Source organism: Oceanobacillus oncorhynchi, assembly GCF_000821065.1.
Lineage (GTDB): Bacteria > Bacillota > Bacilli > Bacillales > Amphibacillaceae > Oceanobacillus > Oceanobacillus oncorhynchi.
Map to the genome: position 1 here is coordinate 1,484,278 of NZ_CDGG01000001.1, position 22,124 is coordinate 1,506,401.

Genomic DNA, 22,124 nt, shown 5'->3' on the forward strand with positions numbered 1-22,124 from the left:
ACAGTATGGAAGTCTTTTTCGTTCATTTTTATGTCGGAAAGGGAAATTTACGGTTTCAAAATGACTTTTATACAATCGTCCTCACGATTATTAAAAATTTGATAACCATGACTTGCTTCTTTAAGGGACATTTTATGTGTGATGATCTCTCTTGGGTCAAACTCGTTATTCGTTATTTTTTCAAATAGTTCAGGCATAAAGTGAATGACGGTGCTTGGCCCATTTTGAGATTGATATTTCTAACCCAAAATGCACCTAATGGAAACACATTATAGTTGCCCCCGTAAACACCAGTCATTCGTACTGTCCCATACTTTCGGACAGCTTTTGTAGAAATTTGAATAGGTCCAAGCGTTCCACCCTGTAGCTTTAACTTCTGTTCGAGAAATTCCAAAGGTGATTTTTTCCATCCATACCGACACAATCGATGACTACGTCTGCACCGCCATGAGTAATTTCTTTTAAATGTTCGCCCATATCGGGGTATTTTGTGAACTTAAATACCCCAACATTGTTCATCTTTTTCGCATGAGTGGCCCGGTAATCCAAGTAGTCCACCGCTATCACACGTTTTGCTGTTATGACCCCATTATTGAGTAGTAAAGGACAACCACTGGGAAACCAGCCCGATTTCTCTTCAAACAGCCAATAGTTTCACTTTTTATAACAAGCTAGTTTTGCGTAATGAAGATTAACTAAAACCAAGGAACAGTTGATGATCGATCAAACCTGCTCCTTGGTTTTTATAGTGTCGGCAGTTTTAAAGCAGTGTCGATATTCTGCAGGTTGAGATCAAGCTGTTCGTTCGTATCAAAGGCATGATACCAGCCCCGTTCCACCATAAAACTAGAGATTTGTTCGTGCAGGTCAAGGGCTTCTTCAAGATGCTTTGTCAGAACTTCTTTGATTTCAGGGGAACCTGTTTCAGTTATGGCCATCGCATAATTTCGAACGCCGCTTTTGGCTGCAATCAGAAGGTCTGTTGCAACTACTTGATCTGTAAGTGCCTTCATGCCTGTTAAATTTTCAGCAATAAAGTTCATCCTTTTTCAACTCCTCATTATTGTTTTGCTTTGGAAAGAATAGCAGAGAATTCCTTGAGTTGACGTGTAGATATTTGCACATCATTCTCCATGATTCTCTTGAGTTTCTCATCTGCAACAAGGGCTTTCATGGTTTTGGACTTAGTCAAACAGTTTGACTTAAAGGCAGCCATTTCCTGGACTTCCAAAACTTCATGTAATACATAATCCATTTCTTCAACCTCCTTTGATTTGACGGGAGTTCATTCTAAACTCCCGCCAGAAAGCTTTGATTATGGTTTCAGTACGACTTTAATGCAATTATCTGTCTTAGTATCAAAAATTTCATAACCACGCTTGGCTTCGCTCAGTGGCAGAACATGGGTAACGACATCACCAAGGTCAATATTGCCGGATGTAGCCAAATCATACATATGTGGCATAAGGTGAATCATTGGGGCTTGTCCCGACCGGATATTGACGTTTCGCTGCATGATATCTCCTAGCGGGAAGCCGTTATATCGGCCGCCGTATACACCTGTGATCTGAATCGTTCCTGCTTTTCGTACAGCCTGGGATGCTATGACCAGGGCACTCATGGCTCCACCTTGTAGCTTAAGGCCGCTAGCCAAAAATTCCATATCCGTCATTTTTCCATCCATCCCAACCGCATCAATGACAATATCAGCGCCTCCTTTGGTAATTTCCTTAAGGTAGCTGCCAACGTTTTCATGGTCTTCAAAATTGACGATTTCCACTTTGTTTGTGCGTTTGGCATGATCCAAACGGTACTTGACATAATCTACTGCTATTACCCGTTTAGCACCCTTCATCCAGGCAAATTTCTGGGCGAATAATCCAACCGGGCCGCAGCCAAGGACAATGACCGTATCTCCGTTTTTAACTCCTGCATTGTCAACGCTCCAAAAGCCGGTGGACATCGCATCAGCAATACAGCTTAATTTCTCATCCGGTTCCTCGCATGATTCAGGAATTTTAAAGTGGGTGAAATTGGCATAAGGAACTCTTAGATACTCAGCCTGCCCGCCAGCAAAACCGCCGGTAGTACCTGAATAACCGAAATAGGCTCCCATATCACCATTGTCATTGGAATTATCGCATTGGCTTTCCAGTTGATTTTTACAATAAATACATTCCCCGCATGCAATATTGAACGGGATGATGACGCGGTCGCCTTTTTTGAGATTTCTCACTTCAGGACCTACTTCTTCAACAATACCCATTGGTTCATGTCCAATGATATAGTCTTCCTGCATGTTCGGGATCATTCCATGGATCAAGTGGAGGTCAGATCCGCAGATGGCGGTACTTGTGATTTTGACTATCATGTCATCCGGCTTTTCAATCTTTGGATCTGGAACTTCTTTCACTTCGACATTCTTGACGCCTTGATAGGTTACTGCTTTCATACTGATTCACCTCCAGTGTTATTGGTCATCCGGTGTCCGGTCAAACATTCCTTTTCTGTTAGAGTCAACAGGGAACAGGTTCATATTTGCAATCATGTTTGTATTCTTCGCAGAGAGCTGATCTAATTGATACTGTTCACTCAGGTCATGAGGATGGAACCATTTTTTCTGGACCATCAACTCTGTGATTTCCTGGTGCATGGCGATGCCTTGAAAAAGCTGTTTACGAAGAGCTGCTCTTAATTCGGGTGTGGTGGTTTCCGTTAAAGCAACAGCCGTATTTCTAACACCCTCTTTTGCACGAATGAGAAAATCCATTGCAAATGTCATATCAGCGAGTTCCGGCATATTCAGTGCATTAATAGGATCTAAATAATCTTGGTTCAATGTACGTTACCCTCCTTATCATCGATAATTGGTGTCGGGCGGCTCTGGGGAACCGGGGCTTCAAATGGTGCGTGTTTATAGATCTGCTGTAATTCAGCAAGATCCAACATGGATTGCTGCACATCTTTTTCCATCAATTCTCTCAGGTCCTGGTCCAAAACAAGACCCTGCATCAATTTTGACTTTGCTACACATAAAGTTTTCAAATTGATCGCTTCATGCAGGTCCAAAGATTCGTGTGGAGCCAATTGATACTTATCCAATGAAACAGACCTCCTTTTTCTTAGTTTTTAGAGTGTTTTTCTTAGGGATTTACGGGTACCTAGTCTTCAGCGGCAACTTTCTTTTAGGTAATGTGTCATATAGAAGGAGGCCACTTGTTTAAGATACCTAAAGATACCCCTTTAATATTCACATTAAGAAGGATAGTATACGTTTTGTATAAATAAGAGATGGAGGGACACACTGGTTGCCCCGCTAGCACATTAAAAGGGGACGGAATCCCGTCCCCGCGTGCATTTATCCAAATAAATCGATCAACAACTCCCAGAACACTTTCACTTTCTCGGAAAAAGGGGCCAGACCCCCGGTTCGTTAGGAGGGTTAGCTATTTATTTTGTGTTAATTCTTTATAATAAAGGTAATCGACTTTATGCTTTGTAGCCATTAACTGTGAAGCCAAAATTGCCGTATAAACAGTGGTTAGTACAATTGCTCCAACACCAAGACCTGAAAGGTTTATCTTATTAGATGTACTCATTCCGTTATTGCTTGTGCTCATAGCATTATTACTAGTGAGTGCTTCTTCCATTTTATTAACCCCCTAATTTGTTATAGGGGTATTATTTGTAACGGCAGTTAAACTATACTCCAAAAAGTAACTTAGAGAAAGAAAACAGGCAGGTCTTAAAAACTTAAAGTTTGTGAACAAATGTACTTAAACTAACGGGCGCGATTGTGTAATAAAATTGTTCTGGTAACAGGCATTTTAGTCAGAAAGCCGATAGTGAAATAAGTTGAAAAACGCTCAGATTAATTCTGAGTGTTTTTGTTTGTAATTTATGGTGTTGACTCACTTGCCAATTTACTACGAATAAGTGTGTTAATTGGTGTTTTATTTTGTCTGCGATTTACTTTTCTCTCCTTAAACTGAACCCGTTATTCTAAACTACAGTCTTCTTTCTTTTAAAGTACCTCCTTTTATAAAAACAGAGAATCTGTTAATAGAACTATTTCATAAAATGAACTTCGGGCAGTACAACAATGGACTGTATTAAATCTTTTATAGAAAAAATACTTATTATAACCTTGTCCTACTCCGGCTGGTACTATAACTATTTCTCATTCAAGACAACTTTATCAATATCAACTTTCAAATGGGTCTTTCATATCTCAATTTATCTTTTCGCTTAAACGATCCTGTTAACAATGCTAATAGTATATAGTACAATAGATCTTTAGTATTGACGTATATAAAGCTCGGATGACTAACAAGGAATTGTTTGTTGTAGTAGTGCGTCAATAATATTCTGAAAGTAGTGTATGTTTCCAAACCTTAGGATTAAATAATACTTAAAATAAACTTCAGTTTTTTAAAGGGGAGAAAAGGTATGGTGCTGTATAAAACAGTTTAATAAATTTCACGACAACATACGTTTGTTAGAAGAGAACGAGGTATTAAAAGAAAAAAGAGATATCATAATTAATACGATTAAAAACAATCTACCCAAGGAAACTTCAAAAAGCTTCACTATATTTACTCAAGGTTCATATGCAATGCATACTGGAATCAAGCCGTTAGACAATGATTATGATATAGATGTGGGACTTTACTTCGATATTTCCAAAGAGGATATTAAACCTGTACAAGCTAAGCAGTGGATCTTGAATGCAGTTGAGGGCCATACAAAAGATGTAAAAATGAAGAACCCCTGTATTACAGTTGCGTATGCTGCGGGATACCACGTAGATATAACAGTCTACGCAGCCGACAATGCTGATGGAAAAGTTTATTTAGCTAAAGGAAAACCAACAAGCAATGGGGAAGATAAGTGTTGGGAAGAATCCAATCCAAAAGATTTGATAAAGGAAATTCGAGATCATTTATCTGATTCAGAGGATAGAAAACAATTCCGACGCATCATTCGGTACTTGAAGAGATGGAAAGATGAAAAATTAATAAAAGGTAATGGTCGTCCGACAGGAATTGCCTTGACCTCTTGCGCTTATAATTGGTTTGCAGTTGAAAAAGATGTAGATCCATTTAGTTGAGATAGAACATATAAAGACCTTGACGCACTAATCGCCTTGATCCGACAAATGATTAATGGATTTAGTTCAGAAGTTGAGCGAGATGAAAATGGCGAGTTAAACACTTTTTACAGGTTAAAGGTAGAACTTCCAGTTGAACCATACTCAGATTTGTTCGAAAAAATGAGCAATAAACAAATGAACACTTTTAAACAGAAGTTGGAAAGATTGTTAGAAAGTCTTGAGGAAGCAAGAAGCAAAGAAGACCCAACTGACGCTGCGGAAATACTACAAAAGCAGTTTGGAAAAGACTTCCCTGTTCCACCTAGGCCAACAACAGGAAAGCGCGCTACCCAGAAGGCTGTTATTCCAAGCTCTGAATCTGCAAAGAAGTGATGAAATTGACTTTTAATCCTTATAACTTAAAAAGCGAGTTGGAATTACACGAACAAAGTATGATCAAAGAAGTAGTTAAAATAACTAATGTAAACAGCGATGTATACAGAGGGTGTAAATATTTGGCTGAACTAGTCATCATTATGAATGGTGAGCCTGCTACGATCTTTGTCGGATTTAAAGACAATTATCCAGGAAGCCTCCCTCTGTTTTTTGATTTGAATGATTCCTTTGGGAGGATACCGCATAAAGAAAAAGATGGTTTTATTTGTTTTACCAGATCAGAGGCTATTGTTATAGATAAGAGATATCCCGTCTCTCTCTTGCTTAACTGCCTTGAAAATGTAATTGAATTGATTGCAAAGGGAATAAGTGGAGAGAACCACGAAGATTTCCAATTGGAATTTGAAGCCTATTGGTGCCATATCGTTAAAGGGAAAATTTATGGTGCAATTGATACGGATAATTATAACGTTCGAGAAATCAATCTTTGGTGTGAGACATCTGAAAGTAACTTTACGATAGTTGCAAGTGAAAAAAACATTAAGAACACAGAAGTCATTATGAATACTTTATTCCATATTGATATATATCAGGAAGAGAAGTTCAGGTGTATTTACATCCCTCTAAAGCACGGTACTTCTATACTCCCACCAGCAGCTGAAGAAGAATGGGATTATTCATTCGTTAAAAATATTTTTTCAAAGCACATAACTAAAAAATCCAAACAAAAATTTCAGAGGATTATTAGAAGGAAAGGCAACTCCACTAAAAAATTGGAATTTATTATTTTTGGGCTTCCAATCTCAAACGAGAACACAGCGCTATTCGCGTATGTTATGCCTGGAACTGGTATCGACTATCTACATCCTTTGGTTCAAAAGCCCAAAAATGTAAACTTAATTCCCCTTATGGTCGAAAGATGGCATCCAAATTACTTGCTGAATCGAACTGGTGGAAATACAGAAGTGGCAGATAAACACGTAGCTATTGTTGGTGTGGGCTCGGTTGGGAGCGAAATAGCTACAAGATTTGCTAAATCAGGTGTTCAGCATATTACAGTTATAGATAACGACATTTTAGAAATGGACAATGTGTATAGACACGCATTAGGCAATGATAGTGTCTATGCAAGAAACGAAGATAATCAGCTGATAAATGTTCCGAAGGTATTAGCCCTTGAGAAAGAGATAAGAAGAAAATATCCTTTTATTCAAGTGACTTCCTTACCAAAAAGTTTTGTCGAGTTGTGGGAGGAAGGCTCAATAAATTGGAAAGATTACGATCTATTAGTAATAGCAATTGGCTTAGCCAATCAAGAAATGGACATAAATGAAAAAATGCATTCTATGAAGCAACCACCTCCAACAATATATGCTTGGAACGAGCCTTTAGGAATAGGAGGGCATTCTTTAATTACATTGAATAATGAAAAGAAAGGCTGTTATCAATGTCTATTTAAACCAATGGAAGGTAAAACAATCCATAATCGTTCTTCATTTACAAAACCAAATCAAGATTTTTCAAAAGACCTCACTGGATGCGGTTCTATTTATGTACCGTATAGTTTCCTTGATAGTGAAAAAACGGCTATGTTAGTCGTAGAGAATTCACTAAAGTTACTTACTGGGAAACTACAGGATAACCCGCTACTTTCCTGGAAAGGTGACGATAGTCAATTGAAAAGTGAAGGTTTTGCCACTTCACATAGATATTCGTCGAACAAAGACAAGTGACTGAAAGAATAAAAGTGCTTAAAAAAGATTTATCATTATATGAAAAATGGATTTTGTCTGGAGCAGTATGTGGCTGGGGTGACGAATTTAAACCCTATTTTGACCTGGTTATATTCTTGTGGATCCCTCAAAATATAAGGCTTCAGAGATTACAGCAAAGGGAATTTCAGAGGTATGGAAATGAAATATTAGCTGGTGGCAGTAAATACGACCAATCAAAAGTTTTTTTAGAGTGGGCTTCCTTATACGATAATGCGGGTATGGAAGTTAGAAGTAAAACATTACAAGAACACTGGATGGCAGACTTATCTTGTCCAATATTAAGGATTGAAGGGGATTATTCAGTTGAGGAACAAGTGAATATTGTCTTGAATTATTTAAATTCTAACTAAAACTTTTAAAGTTAAAGGGAAGTATCTTTTAATACAATAATGATGTCCTTAAACAAACGGGCGCGGTAACCGAATAAATATGTGCCATAATAGCGCCACATAACTGAAGATTAAGATAATATATAATAATTAGTTAGAGGAGGGATAGAAGAGAGACAATACATTTTGATTTGTATGGAGATGCGGATAAACCTTTACTTGTTTTTTTACATGGTGGCGGTGTAAGTGGCTGGATGTGGCTTAAGCAAGTAAAATATTTTAATGATTATAAATGCTTGGTGCCCAATCTTCCGGGACATGGAAAGAGTAGTGGTGGTTACAATTTCTCTATTAAAGATATTGCTGACAAAATTTCAACAATTATTGAAGGCTGATCAACAGGTAACTGTAATAGGCTTTTCATTAGGTGCTCAAGTTTTAATTTTAATGTTAAGTGAAAACAGTAATCTTATTGACAAAGCTATCATTATAAGTGCTTCAACAAAGCCACTTACGCTTCCTAGAATCACTGCAAGAGTAGCAACATGGAGCCTTCCGTTAGCTAGAAATAAAATGTTTTCGCGAATGCAAGCAAAATATATGTACTTGAATGATCGGTACTTTAACGATTATTACTAAGAAACATTGGCGATTACAAAAGAAACATTTTTTTAGGGTAATGTTTGAAAATATGTCGTTTTCAATACCAGAAGGATTTGAAACAGCTCGCAGTAGAATTTTAGTTCTAATAGGGAAAAAGGAAAATTCAATTATTAAGAAATCAATGGCAGATATATTAGAAAGAAATGAAAATTGCTTGGGAGTTGTAATATCTGGTGTAGGACATGTACCCCTATATAATCCCACATATTTCAATGAATTAATAGAAGATTGGATTAAAAAAGAAAAGATTCCTAATGATGCAATAAGGTTTAACGCTAGTTAGTATAGTTTTAATTATTTAATTAAACGGCGCTATAACCGAGTAAATATGTGCCGCAATAGGGCTAGATTGTTGAAGAACATGACCTTTTTTTACGACAGTATAGTGAAACCTTTTATGGAAGAAGCCCAGCTAAACTTTTTATGTAATGGTAGCTGAGCTTTATAACCGGATTATGCAAATAACGCTTTAAATAAGTGCAAATTATCGGTCAAAGTGACACTTTTATGGTGTTTCTATTTTATTCAATTAGTGTTATAACTTATGCAACTTCTTTTGGCATATCTCCAAGCAGTTTTGCTTGTATCAGACGTCTTCTGACAACAATGCCAATCCAGCTGGCTAGAAATGCCTTAATGAATCCTACAGCAAGAAACGGGTATACTCCGGCAGCCAAGGAGGCACTCCATCCAAGATCCAGTACAAGTTTCAATTGAATAGTACCAAAAACCAGTGTTACAAACATTCCCATAATATTTGCGATGACAGCCATTGGGATTGTAAACCTTGTTTTTTCCAAAATGAGACCAGTAACGTACGCTGCGGCTATAAACCCAAAAATATATCCACCTGAAGGGCCTACAAGCACCTGTGGTCCCCCGCTGAATCCAGCGAATACGGGAAGGCCGACCGCTCCAATCGCCATATAGAGCACCATTGCCAATGATCCCTGACGGCTTCCAAGGATAGTTGCTGCAATCCCTACTGCCAGTGTCTGGCCACTGATTGGAATAAGCGGAAGCGGAATTTCCACCTGTGCAAGTATTGCAGTTATAGCGGCAAATATAGCGATCTTAAGCATAATTCTCAGTTTATTACCTTGTCGATTCAATGTAAACGTCCCCTTTCGATTAAAAATTATTTTAATCGAAAGGGGGATGATTGTCAACCGATATAATTAAATGGTTTACAATATTACGTTCTACATATCGATCATTAAAAAGAAGTAGCACTTATTTCAAATTTAAGTTTCAATATGCATTGTTCGTGATAATGAAAAAAATACAGAAGTTGAAGTTCCACCACCTTGATATGATACTTCATCAAAGTTATTCAACTGTTTCTTTCTTGGTACGTTATTATAATTCAATTAATGGTCGCGCCAGCTTAGGAACCTTTATTTGATTTATGCAGCAATCGGGCGCGATTGTTGAGCAACACAGGCAGAAAATAATCAAATATTTTATAAACCAATAGTAAAAGAGTGGTACATATTGTATATGTATAATATCATTTCCCCTATAAAATGAAGAACACATATTGACACAAAAAAAAGACCAAACGCACACAAATAATCTCAAGGGGAAAACACAGCTTTCCCATGATTATTAAAGTGTACACTTGATCTTGCCTGCATTATCAGTAACACGTCAAATGTATTCCAGTATGAAGCTTTGCAAATATACTAACACGCTTTCATTTTCGATGCAAGCGATTTTTAAATCTTTTTTCTGGAAAAAATGAAGAAATAAATGATGCTTGTGCAAATTTTAATCTTAGATGATACTGCATTAGAACTTTGAAAATAGGGATTGTACTGAAAAATCTTTGTTTTAAAGCAGTTAGAAATGCAGGGGAAACGAATCGGGAAACCGCTAAAAAAACAGGAGAAAAAGGCCTGATTATATGCTGCGTAAACCTTGAATTCCCCAACATTTCACTGGAAAATAGAAGGAGTAATGAAAAGATGAATAATGCACAAAAAAAGCAGGCATCGTTAATTTTATGGGTTGTTGTCTGTTTCTGGTTCGCGCAATATGTTTACATTCCCTATCAAACGACCTACTTAATTATGGTAAATATTTCTAGTAATCTGGTAGGTATGATTATTGGTGCATATGGCATTTCACAGCTTATGCTCCGGCTGCCAGTAGGTATTTTGGCTGATATTAGCAGCAATCACAAGCTGTTTATCATACTTGGATCTTTATTTGCGGGCGGCGCCTCGCTAAGCAGGATTTTACTGCCGGATGATATTGGTTTTTTCCTTGGGAATATTTTATCAGGAACTGCAAGCGCCACCTGGATTTCTTTTATGATTCTTTATATGAGCTTTTTTAACCCAAAGGATCAGATACGCGCCACCAGCAGAATTATTATGGCTAACAATGCCGGCATGCTGCTTGGTTTTGTAACCAGCACGCTTCTCTATGATAAAGTCGGCATGATGATGATTTGTGCCTTCAGTTTAGCTGCAGGACTGATTGGTTTTGTACTCGCTTTCTTTCTTCAGTCAACCAAACCATCTCATCACACAAATAACGTTTCCTTCAGGGAATTAATAAAGGTGACTGCAAATAAAAGCTTAGTTCTTTTTTCCTTCTTGGCATTAGTGCAGCAGGGTGTGCAAATGTCTACCACCATGTCCTTTACAAACCAGATTGTTCAGGAGCTGGGCGGCTCCAATCTAGTTATTGGTATGTCGTCTATTATTTATATGCTGTCAGCAGTCGTTTTTGCCAGATTGGCTTCGACTAAATTCCTGGCAATGATGTCTATGAAGTTATGGATTTGTTTCAGCTTTCTCTTCCTCGGCATTTACTGTGTACTGGTTCCCCAGACAAATTCTATCTTGCTTGTTTGCCTTTTACAACTGATACCGGGATTAGGTACTGGAATTTTGTTCTCGCTCCTGACCAAAAGCGTTCTACTGCAATGGGCTTCTTTCAAGCTGTCTATGCGCTGGGAATGACAATTTTTCCAATAATTAGCGGGAGTATTTATGAGCATTTATCCATGAAGCATGCATTTATTTTTTTAGCGGGGACATGCTTTCTGGCTTGTTCAATTTCTTTTATTCACTTTAGAAGACAGGAAGTTAATCAAAAAAGGGAGCTGTATCAACAAATTTAATTGGCTTTAAATTTGTTGATAAAACGAAAGCCTCACTACTTCCTTCTTTGATATTTGAGCAAGCAGTGAGGCTGCATTATTTAAGTTTGAATATAGATTTAATAACCAATAAATTGATATAAGCAGTGAAAATTATTTTTTAGAGATGCATTACGAAAATAATTTTAACCCGACAGCCGCTCCTAAAACCATGGCGATACACACCATTCGCTTCCATTCCTTTGGTTCATTATAAAAAAGCATTCCTGCTATTGCCCCGCCAGAGGCGCCGATACCAGTCCATACCGCATAAGCAGTCCCCATAGGCAATGTTTCCATAGCGTACGAAAGGAAAAAGAAGCTGGCTCCAAAACCAAGAACGAGCAAGACCAATGCCTGCCAATTACGATCTTTATGCAGCTTGTTTATCATCGTTACACCAACTACTTCGAATAATCCAGCGATAATTAATGAAGTCCAGGCCATTACGATTCAGCTCCTTCTGTCTCTTTGTCTTTCGTTACTAACTTCAAACCAATGACACCGGCTAATAAAATGGCGATCAAAAGAATCTTTATAAACTGAAACGGCTCGCCGAAGAAAGCAATATCTGCAAACGTTGTTCCTGCTGTTCCCAGTCCGACAAAAACAGCATAAACCGTTCCAACAGGAAGCTTCTTCCCAGCCATGATCATTAAATAGAAACTAAGAATGATCGCGATAATTGTTCCTGTCCAAGTCCAAAAATCATCGGCATGCTTTAGCCCGATTACCCAAAAAACTTCAATAACTGCTGCGATAATTACTTGTAACCACACCATATTCATGTAGATAACACCTCCGCGTTTATTCTTTCCAATAAAAAACAAAAAAACCTGAGAGATAACTGTATAAACAGTCTCTCCCAGGCTTTTATCCTTCCGTGGCACAGCTCAGGCTGTGAGTTTTCTCTCGGACCAGACCAATTTGTATTGCGGAACCCTAGAAAACATTCTCATATAATGAAGTTAATTTCCATTATACACAAAGTGCAGGTTTATTCAAGTCTCGTAACGTTCGTAGTGTCACCAAAAAACAAGGAAAAGAAATCAAAAGATATCAGAGGAAGTGCATTTAAAATTGGCATATTACTATTTTTATCAATTACTTCCTAAGCAGAATGATTAAAGAAAGAAGCCTGGACATTCGCTGTGAATGAAGCAGATAAGGTTAAAAACAGCAATCCTCCATTATTTTAAAATAGAGGATTGCTGTTTTTCCTATGCGTCTTTACCCCGCAATTTCCCCGGAAGCTTAAACGCCAGAGCCACAACAACTATACAAAAGACAAAACAAACCATTGCAACGAGATGCAGGTGCTCTGTATCTAAATGACGATTAAATGTTAAACCAAGGAGGCTGGAGGATAAAATTGACCCCAAATAGCGGCTGGTTTGAAATAATCCGGAAGCGGATCCCGTATCCTCTGGGTCCACATGTTCATAAAGTGCTGTTTGTGCAGAGATATTATTAAATCCGTTACTCATGCCAAGGACAGCCATAATAATAACCAGCCAGATCAAAGGAGAGCCATCATTATATGTTAATAGCAGACCGGTACCGCCTAAAAGCAAGAAAGCACCGATGACCATCGGCAGTTTAGAACCGTATTTATCAATCAGACGGCCGGCTAAGGGCGAAACAATGACACCGAATCCTGCCAGGGACAACATAATCACACCGGTATGCTGCTCGCTGTATTCACGAACCTGCTGCAGATAAGTTGGAAACCCAAAAAAGAAACAATAATGTATCAGGTTAATACTCATGAATTGTAAGTAAATAAAAGAAACATAGCGATTTTTCGTTAACCCTTTGACATCAATAAAGGGTTCTTCCTGCTTAAGCTCGAAAAAGTAAAAGCTGACAGCAGCAGATAAAAAGAGCAACAATGCCCACCAGCGAATATTCTGATCCAGCGAAAGCAAGAACAGAATTAATCCTACAATCGCGATAATAAAAAGAAGGATACCGCTGAAATCAATCCGTTTTGCTTCAAATTCTCCTTGTCTTGTATTCGGTAAAATAAAAAGAGCCAGTAAAAAGGATAAAATAATAAACGGAAAATTAATCAGGAAAATGGAATGCCAATCCCAAGAAGCGACTAAAAATCCGCCAATAGAAGGACCGAAAGCAGCAGATGTGGAAGCAAAGATCGATAATACAGCCAATGCTTTCCCTTGCCCTTTTGTAATATGTGTCCGTACCATACTCATGCCACTGGGGAATAAAGTCGAACTCCCAATCGCCTGCAAGGCACGGCAACCCAATAAAAACGGGTAGTTTGGTGAAAAGGAAGCTAATATCGATGCAGCTGCTACGATAATGAGCCCTGCCATAAACAGCTTTTTCGGACCAAACATATCACTCAATTTGCCCATGACAGGCTGCCCCGCTGCGCTTGCGAGGTAAAAGATAGAAATCAGCCAGGAAGCATCCGCGAAGGTTAATGTAAATTCATTCTGTAATCGTGTTAATGCCACTGAAATCATCGATGAGTTTAACGGATTGAGCAGTGTTCCAAGTCCAATCGTTAAAATGAACAACCATGGTTTACGAATCGTTTCTGTCATTGTATGCATCACCTTATATATGTAAATTACAGTCGTATTTTCTGCCGAAGAAAGGGCAGTTAAACAAATTTGTCGAACCAATGTGTATTGTCATGGATTGGTTAAGTGCCTATTTGATTATTTTAGTCTTTTTTCAAGTTTATTGCAAAAGGGCTAAAATAATGAAGCGCATAAAAAGCCTTGAACGATTATCGCTGTTCAAGGCTTGGTCATACATTTGTTGTAAATGAAGCGTGATAAAAAATAATTACCACATAGCATGTCAACAAGAATGTATCTATTTCATAGCGGTCTGATCCTCTTTTTCTAACACATTCTCAATATAATCCTTGCCCCATTCATACATTGCATCTAAAATCGGCAACAGCTTTTCGCCATGCTTTGTAAGAGAATACTCTACTTTGGGCGGAACAACAGGATATACTTCACGGTGAACGATTAAATGGTCTTCCAGCTCGCGTAATTGATTAACAAGCATTCTTTGGGTAATACCGGGCATCAGTGCCTTTAATTCACCAAAACGTTTTGTCCCTTCCTTGCCCAGATGCCACAAAATCAACATTTTCCACTTCCCGCCAATGACCGCAAGTGTTAATTCCTTTTCACAATTAAAAGTTCTCTCTCCTAAATTCGGCATTTCCTTCACCTCCGCTTTATTTCATCCAATAGTATACTTTTTAGCACTATATGCGGTAAAAGTGCGTACTTCTCATTTCCGGATATACTCAGTATACTTGATGACATGCTGATGCGTAAATAGGGTTTGAAGCGGTAATGCGAGCTTGCCTTCTAAAAACCATTTAGCACAATAAATTTAAAAAATGAGGGAGCGAAAATAATGAAATTACAATTAGCGCTAGATCTTGTCGATATTCAAGGAGCAATTGATTTAATAAAAGAGGTAGAAGAGCATGTCGATGTGGTAGAGATTGGAACACCTGTCGTGATTAATGAAGGACTAAAAGCGGTGAAGGAAGTAAAGACTGCTTTTCCTGACTTAACGGTATTAGCAGACTTGAAAATTATGGATGCGGCTGGATACGAGGTAAGCCAAGCTTCTGCTGCAGGTGCGGATATTATCACCATTCTTGGCGCTGCGGAGGATGAGTCCATAAAAGGCGCTGTAGAAGAAGCGAAAAAGCAAGGCAAACAAATCCTGGTGGATATGATTGCTGTAAAAGATATCGAAACTCGTGCAAAAGAGCTGGATGAACTCGGTGCAGATTATATTTGCGTTCATACAGGATATGATCTGCAAGCTGTAGGGCAAAATTCTTTTGAAGATCTGCATACCATCAAGAGCGTTGTCAAGAATGCGAAAACAGCGATTGCAGGCGGAATCAAATTAGAAACACTTGCTGAAGTCGTGAAGCATCAGCCTGATTTAATTATTGTAGGCGGAGGAATTACGAGTAAAGAAGATAAAAAAGCTGCTGCAAGCGAAATGAAAGAATTAATGTTGCAAGGGTAATGTAAAGATGAAAACAACCCAATATTTAACCAACATTGTTCAAGAACTAAGTCAAACAGCAGAACTTATATCTGATTCAGAAACAGAGAAGTTAGTGAATCAGATATTAGCATCCAAGAAGGTTTTTGTGGCTGGTGCAGGAAGATCTGGATTCATGGCGAAATCCCTTGTCATGCGAATGATGCATATGGGTCTGGAAGCTTATGCCGTGGGGGAGACGGTAACGGCTAATTTAGAGAAGGATGATTTATTAATCATCGGATCAGGCTCAGGGGAAACGAAAACATTAGGAGCTATTGCTGAGAAAGCAAAAAGTCTTGGAGGAATTGTTGCGGCTGTAACCATTTCTCCTCAATCCACTATTGGTGAGTTAGCTGATATTACGATTGAATTACCAGGGGTAACAAAGGATCAGTCTGAAGGCGGTTATAAGACGATTCAGCCGATGGGATCTCTTTTTGAACAAACGTCCTTATTATTTTATGATGCCTTGATTCTGTGCTGTATGGAGAAAAAAGGTTTGGATTCACATAAGATGTATGGTAAGCATGCTAATCTTGAATAAAGTAGAACCAAAATAATAGAGGATATGCAGTGAAACGCTATTTGTGATGCGTGCTTACTGCCTATCCTCTATTAAGTAATTAAAATGCGAATATAATCAAGCAGAAGGTATGTCTACTTAACCCTCGTTTTCTCACATCAAAAAACAACCTGTACCAAAACCATATAAAATATGGTCCCGCCCGCAATAGACAGCAGCATGCTCCGCTTCCAATAGTGCAGGCCGATAATTAACCCAATTGCCAGAAGCTCTGGCAGGAAGCCTTCTAATGATGTAACCTGCACATCTTTTAAGGAATAAACAACTAATAATCCAAATACAGCTGGCGGTAAGACGTATCCTAAGTATTTAATATATTTTGGCGTAGGCTTATCTGCTTTAAAAATCATAAACGGCAGGAATCTCGTTAACAAGGTGCCTGCAACCACACAAGCAATCATAATGATTTGCTGGGTTATCGACATCATGATGAAATCACCTCATTTTTCGTAATGAATTTTTTAATGAGGCTCAGAAAAATCAAGATGATAAGCATGGCAGGAATAATAAAGTTTTCTGTGCCAAATAGAATTAAACATAAAACGGAAGCGGCTATCCCGATGAGGGAGCTGATATGGTTACGCTCTTTCATCCACTGGTCTAAAAAGATAACCACGAACAGTGCCGTCATCACGAATTCCAGACCATCCGTATTAAAGGTAATCAGCGAACTGAATAAACTGCCGACAGTGGCACCGCTGACCCAGTAGATTTGATTTAATAAGGTGACATAGAACATAAACCATCCGCTATTTATGTCAGAAGGTGTGCGGGCGGTATTGTTAATAACAAAGGATTCGTCGCACATCCCATAGATGAGATACATTTTTTTCTTGCCGGTTCCTTTGAATTTATCTAACATAGAGATACCATAGAAAAGGTGTCTGGCATTAATCATTAGCGTTAATAAAAATGCACTGAATGGGTTAAATGCTCCCAATAGCAGGCTCCCAGCTACAAATTCCATGGAACCGGCGAAAATAAGAACACTCATTAGAATGGCATAGATTGGCGGAAACCCTAAAGAATGCATGTAAACGCCATAAGCAATGCCTAAAAAAGTAAATCCTGCCAGTATCGGCAACGTTTTTGGAAAGGCATATTTCAATGTGGATAGATGATCGTTTAAAGACATATTTCATTCACTCGCTTTCAAACAATGGAAACTATTTATTTTGCATAATAGATTAAAACAAGAAGGTGAAGTATCTTGTCACCGATATTTCTGTAGATATGGATTTGATTCCCGTCAAAAATAATTGCTTCTCCTTCTTCAATTTTTTCGACAGTACCGTCAATATCCATTTCTAATTGACCCTCTTGTACAAATACGTGCTCTTCCACACCTGGATTGTGAGGAGATGATTTATGTTCATTTTCAGGGTCCAGCTCAACCATAAAAACTTCAAATTGCTTTTCCGGGGAAAAAGGTACAGCTGCATGGACTCTATAATGGTTTTCTGCTTCGGTAACCAAATATCTGTCTTGTTTTTTTATCACTCTAATCGGATTTGTCTGTTGACTGATCAGGGATGAGAAGGATACTTTCAGACCATTGGCAATTTTCCAGAGTGTGGTTACTGTTGGGGCAGAGTCTCCGCGCTCGATTTGTGCAAGCATGGCTTTACTTACTTCAGTGAGTTTTGCCGTTTTATCTAAACTTAAGCCACGTTCTTTGCGGATGGTTTGCAGGTTTTTACTGATATACTCTGTGATTTCCTTCATCGCCTTCCTCCTTCATAAATTCTTCTGTTTTATTTAGAAAATCATTATCTAATAATATAACATACTTTTAGATGTTATAACATACAAAAAAACGGCATAGCTCTATTCGCTATACCGTTCTTATGCTTTATCTATTGCTATGAACTATCCCTTATACGCCTGGCGGTAAACCTCAGCCAATTCCGTTACAAGCGGCAATTTAGGATTCGCTGTGGTACATTGATCCTCGAAGGCACGGTCGGCAAGGTCATCTGCCTGCGCTTCAAATTCTTTGGCATCGACACCGTTTTCCGCGATGCTCATCGGAATATTTAATTCTTCTGCTAATTGGTAGATGGCCTGCACAAGACTTTCTACTCCCTGTTCTGTTGTTGCTGCTGGCAGCCCTAATACACGTGCAATCTCTGCATAGCGTTTGTCAGCGATAAAATGCTCATATTTAGGGAATGAAACGAATTTTGTCGGTTTCTTGGCATTATATCGAATCACGTGCGGCAAGAGAATAGCATTGGCGCGGCCATGTGCAATATGGAATTGGGCTCCTAATTTATGGGCCAGGCTGTGGTTGATGCCTAAGAACGCATTGGCGAATGCCATACCGGCTATCGTAGAAGCATTATGCATTTTTTCTCTTGCTAAAGCGTTACTGCCATCATGGTACGCTTGAGGCAGGTATTCAAACACCAGCTGAATCGCTTTGATTGCCAGTCCGTCCGTATAGTCATTAGCCATATTTGAAACATAAGCTTCAATCGCATGGGTCAATACGTCCATTCCGGTATCTGCTGTAACGGTTTTCGGCACTGTCATAACAAATTGCGGGTCAATAATCGCTACATCCGGTGTTAATTCATAATCTGCCAACGGATATTTTGTATTGGTCTCTTTATCGGTAATTACTGAGAAGGAAGTCACCTCAGAGCCTGTTCCGGATGTAGTCGGAATCGCGACAAACTGTGCCTGCTGACCCAGCTTCGGATATTGATAGACACGCTTACGAATATCCATAAACTTTTGTTTTAAGCCATTAAATTCTGTGTCTGGATGTTCATGGAACAGCCACATTCCTTTAGCTGCATCCATTGCTGACCCGCCTCCAAGTGCAATAATGACATCTGGCTGAAAGGCATCGATTGCTGCTGCGCCGCGCATGACGGTATCCTTTGACGGGTCTGCTTCTACATCAGAGAAGATTTCACAGTGAACATAATCCGGGCGTCTGCGCAGGTAATAGAGCACCTTGTCAACATAGCCTAATTCCACCATCATCGGATCAGTAACAATAAAGGCTTTAGATATATTTGGCATTTTCGCTAGATATTGAACCGCATTTTTTTCGAAATAGATTTTAGGAGGTACCTTGAACCATTGCATATTTACATTCCTTCTCGCCATTTTTTTAATGTTCATTAAATGCATTGCCCCTACATTGGAGGAAACAGAGTTGCCGCCGTATGAGCCACAGCCAAGTGTCAGTGATGGCATATAAGCATTATAGATATCGCCAATCGCTCCGTGAGAAGATGGGGAGTTTAAGATGATTCGTCCTGCCTTCATCCTTTTACCGAAAGCATCCTGTATCTCCTGATTATCGGAATGAAGCACGGCAGAATGTCCCAGTCCTCCAAATTCCAGCATTTCCTCCGCGCGCTGCAGCCCTTCTTCCGTGCTGTTTACTTTATAAGCAGCTAAGACGGGGCTCAGCTTCTCGCGGGAAAGCGGATGCTCGGCTCCCACACCGGTTAATTCAGCAACAAGTATTTTCGTATCCTGAGGAACTTGAATACCAGCCATCTCAGCAATTTTCGATGCTTTCATCCCAACAATAACAGGGTTCACGGCACAGGTGTCCGCATTAATGACCAGCTTTTCTACCTTTGCTTTTTCCTCTTTGTTTAAGAAATATACGTTGTTATCTATCATTTCCTGTTTTACCTGCTCATAGATTTCTTTATCGACGATGATTGCTTGTTCAGAGGCACAAATCATGCCGTTATCAAAGGATTTAGATAGAATGACATCATTAACTGCACGTTTCACATTGACTGACTTTTCGATATAGCAGGGAACATTGCCGGCTCCTACGCCTAATGCCGGTTTTCCGGAGCTGTATGCCGATTTCACCATTCCCGGTCCTCCAGTTGCCAGAATGGTTGCGACGCCGTTATGCTTCATGAGTGCCTGCGTTGCTTTAATAGACGGCTTTTCAATCCACTGAATACAATTTCTTGGCGCCCCGGCTTTAACAGCTGCTTCATGGACAACTCTTGCCGCTTCCGAGCTGCATTTTTGGGCAGATGGATGAAAGGCAAAGATGATCGGGTTTCCTGTTTTAATAGATATAATAGATTTAAATAAGGTGGTAGAAGTCGGGTTCGTTACAGGCGTTACACCGGCTATCACACCAATTGGTTCAGCTATTTCAATCATGCCCTCCTGCTCATCTTTGCTGATGACACCAATCGTTTTATCATACTTGATATTATGATAGACATATTCGGTGGCGAAGATATTTTTGATGATCTTATCCTCATAGACGCCGCGGCCGGTTTCCTCGACAGCTAATTTTGCGAGCTCCATGTGCTGATCTAATCCTGCAAGCGCCATTTCCTTTACAATGTTATCGATTTGCTCCTGATTTAACTGCCGCATTTCGGTTAATGCTGTCTGAGCGTTCTGGACCAGCTTATCAATACTTTCCTCAACGGTTACTTCCTGTTTCATCTGCTCTTTTGTAATCATGTTAAAAGCTCCTTTATATTAGTTTGTGAAACATTGAGCATGATATTCCAAAAAAATAAAACTACATTGTTGACGGGTGACGGGGGACTTTGACAAAAGCTATATCTTTAATGAGACATGTATTCGGTTTGATAACGACGGTATAATGCTTCGTCCAAATATAATTTGGTATGTCATGACCTTCTTCCAGACACATCGCTTCAAAAGTGTCGCCGATATGCTGTTCAAAGATTTCTTGTGAGTACGATTCAGCATCCGTGTTAAACTCTTTCCATTCATTTAGAATCATTTTTATCACCCCTTTGTTTTTTCTGATTTAAGCATAGCATTTTTCGGCGTATTTGTGATAAAAAAACCTGTTACATATTTGTGTAATTTTTCACAAACTCACTTTAACCTTGTCAGGTTGCGTGATGAGAGGTGTTTTATGTTAGGATTTCTGTTTTAAAGGAGGGGGTTTTATATCATCTCGCAGCTGTTACTTCCATAAATCGCCATACTTTGTTCTATTGTGCTTTGGGAAATGATATATTTCTTTTTATTTTGAATATGGTAGAATGATGCGGTATATCCATTTGCATATGGAGTCTTACCATCCGTTAAACTAATACATGTGACTTTTTTCGACATTATTTCCCCGGAAATATTCTTAGATGTGATTTTTACTGCATAATGATATAAATAAAACCCATGCACAACGATTTTGGCATGGGAAATTTCACGATTTGTGTTGAATGCACCATTGTTTTGGCGGTGAGAACCAAGGAGACTTGTTAATTTACATACAGGAGGTACCGTTTCATGGAAATAGGCAAACAAATTCAATACTACAGGAAGCGAGATGGGTTAACTCAAGAAGATTTAGCTGAAAAAGTCTACGTAAGTCGTAATTCGGTGTCAAATTGGGAAAGGGGGAATAATTACCCGGATATTGAAATGCTGTTGCGAATGAGTATTCTTTTTGATGTAACAATTGATCATTTGGTGAAAGGAGATGTCAAAGAAATGAAAAATGAGATTCATTTAATGCGGTTTAATCAATGGAGTACAATAATGCTCATTTCTTTTGGTGCGCTGGCTTTGTTGATCATCCCCAGTTTCCGTTATTTCGATATGTATGGTTTTCTTGTGCTGCTTCCTTTTGCAGGAGCTGGCCTTTATGCAGGTTATCGAACAGAAAAGTATAAAAAAAGTATCATTCATAACCATAACTTAAAAACATATGAGCAAATTCTAAATTATATTGAAAGTGACGGAGAAAACATGGATGCGGAATATAAGTATCATCGCCCTAAACATAGTATATCGATATCTATATTTTGCATTGCCTATTTCTTGCTGCTTTATCTATCTGTTAAGTTATTTTTATGAAAATATTTCCGTGATAAATCAAGTAGCAGCTGTTTCAGAGCTGCTAAGTTTTTTCATCAGTTTAATGTATAGCCAGAATGAACGGTATACAAATGACATTTGTTCATGATATTGTTGAAAGTCAGCAAAGTGCGCTTCATGTAAGAGGTCCGCATGGCATCCTGCTCATTCAGCATGCGGAAATGGGTGGAAAACAAGCAGGAGCGGTATTAGAATAGATATAAGGATGATT

27 protein-coding genes, 2 pseudogenes and 1 riboswitch are annotated in these 22,124 nt (G+C 38.8%); of the genes and pseudogenes, 12 read left to right on the plus strand and 17 right to left on the minus strand.

Annotation, left to right across the window (positions count from 1 at the left end; genetic code table 11):
• Positions 1–47: 47 nt before the first annotated feature.
• The 7 genes and pseudogenes from BN997_RS06890 to BN997_RS06920 all read right to left on the minus strand — a co-directional run.
• A pseudogene (locus BN997_RS06890) lies at positions 48–576 on the minus strand (glutathione-dependent formaldehyde dehydrogenase); the annotation flags it as partial.
• A gap of 167 nt (positions 577–743) precedes the next feature.
• The gene (locus BN997_RS06895; protein WP_042530844.1) at positions 744–1,043 is read right to left on the minus strand and encodes a spore coat protein; all 300 of its coding nucleotides are present in this window, start codon (positions 1,041–1,043) and stop codon (positions 744–746) included.
• A 17-nt stretch (positions 1,044–1,060) separates the two neighbouring features.
• Complete coding sequence (locus BN997_RS06900) at positions 1,061–1,255, minus strand: hypothetical protein (RefSeq protein ID WP_042530846.1); 195 nt, start codon at positions 1,253–1,255, stop codon at positions 1,061–1,063.
• Positions 1,256–1,315: 60 nt separating this feature from the next.
• Positions 1,316–2,452, minus strand: coding sequence for a zinc-dependent alcohol dehydrogenase (locus BN997_RS06905; RefSeq protein ID WP_042530848.1), 1,137 nt, complete (start codon positions 2,450–2,452; stop codon positions 1,316–1,318).
• Positions 2,453–2,470: 18 nt separating this feature from the next.
• On the minus strand, positions 2,471–2,839 hold the full coding sequence (locus tag BN997_RS06910) for a spore coat protein (RefSeq protein ID WP_042530850.1): 369 nt from the start codon (positions 2,837–2,839) through the stop codon (positions 2,471–2,473).
• Positions 2,836–3,102: a hypothetical protein gene (locus BN997_RS06915; protein WP_042530852.1), complete on the minus strand. Its 267-nt coding sequence runs from the start codon at positions 3,100–3,102 to the stop codon at positions 2,836–2,838. The genes BN997_RS06910 and BN997_RS06915 overlap by 4 nt, the downstream gene beginning before the upstream one ends.
• Positions 3,103–3,446: 344 nt before the next feature.
• Positions 3,447–3,650: a hypothetical protein gene (locus BN997_RS06920; RefSeq protein ID WP_042530854.1), complete on the minus strand. Its 204-nt coding sequence runs from the start codon at positions 3,648–3,650 to the stop codon at positions 3,447–3,449.
• 809 nt (positions 3,651–4,459) lie between these two features.
• Between BN997_RS06920 and BN997_RS23450 the strand changes: the two genes are divergently transcribed.
• From BN997_RS23450 to BN997_RS22150, 6 genes and pseudogenes are all read left to right on the plus strand, one after another.
• Positions 4,460–5,110 carry a nucleotidyltransferase domain-containing protein gene (locus BN997_RS23450; RefSeq protein ID WP_276325310.1) on the plus strand — a complete coding sequence of 217 codons (651 nt, stop codon included), beginning with the start codon at positions 4,460–4,462 and terminating at the stop codon, positions 5,108–5,110.
• Positions 5,111–5,158: 48 nt separating this feature from the next.
• Positions 5,159–5,485, plus strand: a complete 327-nt coding sequence (locus BN997_RS23455) for a hypothetical protein (RefSeq protein WP_052484938.1) — start codon at positions 5,159–5,161, stop codon at positions 5,483–5,485.
• A gap of 59 nt (positions 5,486–5,544) precedes the next feature.
• Positions 5,545–7,221 (plus strand): ThiF family adenylyltransferase, encoded by a 1,677-nt coding sequence (locus BN997_RS06930; RefSeq protein ID WP_338112901.1) that lies wholly within the window; start codon positions 5,545–5,547, stop codon positions 7,219–7,221.
• Positions 7,218–7,613 (plus strand): annotated as a pseudogene (locus BN997_RS06935) (hypothetical protein); the annotation flags it as partial. The gene BN997_RS06930 and the pseudogene BN997_RS06935, both read left to right, overlap by 4 nt.
• 170 nt (positions 7,614–7,783) lie before the next feature.
• Positions 7,784–7,987, plus strand: a complete 204-nt coding sequence (locus BN997_RS22145; protein ID WP_052484939.1) for an alpha/beta fold hydrolase — start codon at positions 7,784–7,786, stop codon at positions 7,985–7,987.
• A 215-nt stretch (positions 7,988–8,202) separates the two neighbouring features.
• A complete protein-coding gene (locus tag BN997_RS22150; protein WP_052484940.1) occupies positions 8,203–8,538 on the plus strand; it encodes an alpha/beta fold hydrolase in 336 nt (111 codons plus the stop codon).
• A 259-nt stretch (positions 8,539–8,797) separates the two neighbouring features.
• Here BN997_RS22150 and BN997_RS06945 read toward each other — a convergent pair whose 3' ends face one another.
• Positions 8,798–9,367 (minus strand): biotin transporter BioY, encoded by a 570-nt coding sequence (locus BN997_RS06945; RefSeq protein WP_374705740.1) that lies wholly within the window; start codon positions 9,365–9,367, stop codon positions 8,798–8,800.
• Between the two features lie 855 nt (positions 9,368–10,222).
• Between BN997_RS06945 and BN997_RS06950 the strand changes: the two genes are divergently transcribed.
• Positions 10,223–11,227 (plus strand): MFS transporter, encoded by a 1,005-nt coding sequence (locus tag BN997_RS06950; protein WP_139089037.1) that lies wholly within the window; start codon positions 10,223–10,225, stop codon positions 11,225–11,227.
• Positions 11,191–11,388 carry an MFS transporter gene (locus BN997_RS23815; RefSeq protein ID WP_139089039.1) on the plus strand — a complete coding sequence of 66 codons (198 nt, stop codon included), beginning with the start codon at positions 11,191–11,193 and terminating at the stop codon, positions 11,386–11,388. Before BN997_RS06950 ends, BN997_RS23815 begins: the two co-directional genes overlap by 37 nt.
• A 150-nt stretch (positions 11,389–11,538) precedes the next feature.
• On the opposite strand, the gene BN997_RS06955 is transcribed toward BN997_RS23815, so the two are convergent.
• The 4 genes from BN997_RS06955 to BN997_RS06970 form a co-directional block, all read right to left on the minus strand.
• Positions 11,539–11,853, minus strand: coding sequence for a DMT family transporter (locus BN997_RS06955; protein WP_042530860.1), 315 nt, complete (start codon positions 11,851–11,853; stop codon positions 11,539–11,541).
• Entirely contained in the window at positions 11,853–12,194 is a 342-nt protein-coding gene (locus BN997_RS06960) for a DMT family transporter (RefSeq protein ID WP_042530862.1), read from the minus strand. The genes BN997_RS06955 and BN997_RS06960 overlap by 1 nt, the downstream gene beginning before the upstream one ends.
• Before the next feature lie 72 nt (positions 12,195–12,266).
• Positions 12,267–12,363, minus strand: a riboswitch (guanidine-I (ykkC/yxkD leader).
• 263 nt (positions 12,364–12,626) lie between these two features.
• The gene (locus BN997_RS06965; protein WP_042530864.1) at positions 12,627–13,979 is read right to left on the minus strand and encodes an MFS transporter; all 1,353 of its coding nucleotides are present in this window, start codon (positions 13,977–13,979) and stop codon (positions 12,627–12,629) included.
• Between the two features lie 277 nt (positions 13,980–14,256).
• Complete coding sequence (locus tag BN997_RS06970) at positions 14,257–14,616, minus strand: transcriptional activator HxlR (protein ID WP_042530866.1); 360 nt, start codon at positions 14,614–14,616, stop codon at positions 14,257–14,259.
• Between the two features lie 201 nt (positions 14,617–14,817).
• On the opposite strand from BN997_RS06970, the gene hxlA reads away from it, so the two are divergent.
• Complete coding sequence (hxlA, locus tag BN997_RS06975) at positions 14,818–15,450, plus strand: 3-hexulose-6-phosphate synthase (protein WP_042530868.1); 633 nt, start codon at positions 14,818–14,820, stop codon at positions 15,448–15,450.
• 7 nt (positions 15,451–15,457) lie between these two features.
• A complete protein-coding gene (hxlB, locus tag BN997_RS06980) occupies positions 15,458–16,015 on the plus strand; it encodes a 6-phospho-3-hexuloisomerase (RefSeq protein WP_042530870.1) in 558 nt (185 codons plus the stop codon).
• A 137-nt stretch (positions 16,016–16,152) separates the two neighbouring features.
• Here the strand turns inward: hxlB and BN997_RS06985 are convergent, their stop codons facing one another.
• The 5 genes from BN997_RS06985 to BN997_RS07005 form a co-directional block, all read right to left on the minus strand.
• Positions 16,153–16,479, minus strand: coding sequence for a branched-chain amino acid transporter permease (locus BN997_RS06985; protein ID WP_139089184.1), 327 nt, complete (start codon positions 16,477–16,479; stop codon positions 16,153–16,155).
• Positions 16,479–17,189 carry an AzlC family ABC transporter permease gene (locus tag BN997_RS06990; RefSeq protein ID WP_042530874.1) on the minus strand — a complete coding sequence of 237 codons (711 nt, stop codon included), beginning with the start codon at positions 17,187–17,189 and terminating at the stop codon, positions 16,479–16,481. Before BN997_RS06990 ends, BN997_RS06985 begins: the two co-directional genes overlap by 1 nt.
• A gap of 35 nt (positions 17,190–17,224) precedes the next feature.
• The gene (locus BN997_RS06995; RefSeq protein WP_042530876.1) at positions 17,225–17,779 is read right to left on the minus strand and encodes a helix-turn-helix domain-containing protein; all 555 of its coding nucleotides are present in this window, start codon (positions 17,777–17,779) and stop codon (positions 17,225–17,227) included.
• A gap of 144 nt (positions 17,780–17,923) precedes the next feature.
• The gene (gene adhE / locus BN997_RS07000) at positions 17,924–20,521 is read right to left on the minus strand and encodes a bifunctional acetaldehyde-CoA/alcohol dehydrogenase (protein ID WP_042530878.1); all 2,598 of its coding nucleotides are present in this window, start codon (positions 20,519–20,521) and stop codon (positions 17,924–17,926) included.
• A 61-nt stretch (positions 20,522–20,582) separates the two neighbouring features.
• A complete protein-coding gene (locus BN997_RS07005; protein ID WP_042530880.1) occupies positions 20,583–20,810 on the minus strand; it encodes a hypothetical protein in 228 nt (75 codons plus the stop codon).
• Between the two features lie 512 nt (positions 20,811–21,322).
• Between BN997_RS07005 and BN997_RS07010 the strand changes: the two genes are divergently transcribed.
• Together BN997_RS07010 and BN997_RS23675 are read left to right on the plus strand one after the other, a co-directional pair.
• Positions 21,323–21,892 carry a helix-turn-helix domain-containing protein gene (locus BN997_RS07010; protein ID WP_042530882.1) on the plus strand — a complete coding sequence of 190 codons (570 nt, stop codon included), beginning with the start codon at positions 21,323–21,325 and terminating at the stop codon, positions 21,890–21,892.
• A 92-nt stretch (positions 21,893–21,984) separates the two neighbouring features.
• Positions 21,985–22,110 carry a hypothetical protein gene (locus tag BN997_RS23675; RefSeq protein ID WP_276325296.1) on the plus strand — a complete coding sequence of 42 codons (126 nt, stop codon included), beginning with the start codon at positions 21,985–21,987 and terminating at the stop codon, positions 22,108–22,110.
• The last annotated feature ends 14 nt before the right edge of the window (positions 22,111–22,124 follow it).

Bases quoted from the DNA above. Each gene is read 5' to 3' on its own strand.
- BN997_RS06895 (WP_042530844.1), bottom strand. From the start codon at position 1,043: ATGAACTTTATTGCTGAAAATTTAACAGGCATGAAGGCACTTACAGAT.
- BN997_RS06900 (WP_042530846.1), bottom strand. From the start codon at position 1,255: ATGGATTATGTATTACATGAAGTTTTGGAAGTCCAGGAAATGGCTGCC.
- BN997_RS06905 (WP_042530848.1), bottom strand. From the start codon at position 2,452: ATGAAAGCAGTAACCTATCAAGGCGTCAAGAATGTCGAAGTGAAAGAA.
- BN997_RS06920 (WP_042530854.1), bottom strand. From the start codon at position 3,650: ATGGAAGAAGCACTCACTAGTAATAATGCTATGAGCACAAGCAATAAC.
- BN997_RS23455 (WP_052484938.1), top strand. From the start codon at position 5,159: ATGATTAATGGATTTAGTTCAGAAGTTGAGCGAGATGAAAATGGCGAG.
- BN997_RS06930 (WP_338112901.1), top strand. From the start codon at position 5,545: ATGATCAAAGAAGTAGTTAAAATAACTAATGTAAACAGCGATGTATAC.
- BN997_RS22150 (WP_052484940.1), top strand. From the start codon at position 8,203: ATGATCGGTACTTTAACGATTATTACTAAGAAACATTGGCGATTACAA.
- BN997_RS06950 (WP_139089037.1), top strand. From the start codon at position 10,223: ATGAATAATGCACAAAAAAAGCAGGCATCGTTAATTTTATGGGTTGTT.
- BN997_RS23815 (WP_139089039.1), top strand. From the start codon at position 11,191: ATGGGCTTCTTTCAAGCTGTCTATGCGCTGGGAATGACAATTTTTCCA.
- BN997_RS06955 (WP_042530860.1), bottom strand. From the start codon at position 11,853: ATGGCCTGGACTTCATTAATTATCGCTGGATTATTCGAAGTAGTTGGT.
- BN997_RS06960 (WP_042530862.1), bottom strand. From the start codon at position 12,194: ATGAATATGGTGTGGTTACAAGTAATTATCGCAGCAGTTATTGAAGTT.
- BN997_RS06965 (WP_042530864.1), bottom strand. From the start codon at position 13,979: ATGACAGAAACGATTCGTAAACCATGGTTGTTCATTTTAACGATTGGA.
- BN997_RS06970 (WP_042530866.1), bottom strand. From the start codon at position 14,616: ATGCCGAATTTAGGAGAGAGAACTTTTAATTGTGAAAAGGAATTAACA.
- hxlA (WP_042530868.1), top strand. From the start codon at position 14,818: ATGAAATTACAATTAGCGCTAGATCTTGTCGATATTCAAGGAGCAATT.
- hxlB (WP_042530870.1), top strand. From the start codon at position 15,458: ATGAAAACAACCCAATATTTAACCAACATTGTTCAAGAACTAAGTCAA.
- BN997_RS06985 (WP_139089184.1), bottom strand. From the start codon at position 16,479: ATGTCGATAACCCAGCAAATCATTATGATTGCTTGTGTGGTTGCAGGC.
- BN997_RS06990 (WP_042530874.1), bottom strand. From the start codon at position 17,189: ATGTCTTTAAACGATCATCTATCCACATTGAAATATGCCTTTCCAAAA.
- BN997_RS06995 (WP_042530876.1), bottom strand. From the start codon at position 17,779: ATGAAGGAAATCACAGAGTATATCAGTAAAAACCTGCAAACCATCCGC.
- adhE (WP_042530878.1), bottom strand. From the start codon at position 20,521: ATGATTACAAAAGAGCAGATGAAACAGGAAGTAACCGTTGAGGAAAGT.
- BN997_RS07005 (WP_042530880.1), bottom strand. From the start codon at position 20,810: ATGATTCTAAATGAATGGAAAGAGTTTAACACGGATGCTGAATCGTAC.
- BN997_RS07010 (WP_042530882.1), top strand. From the start codon at position 21,323: ATGGAAATAGGCAAACAAATTCAATACTACAGGAAGCGAGATGGGTTA.
- BN997_RS23675 (WP_276325296.1), top strand. From the start codon at position 21,985: ATGACATTTGTTCATGATATTGTTGAAAGTCAGCAAAGTGCGCTTCAT.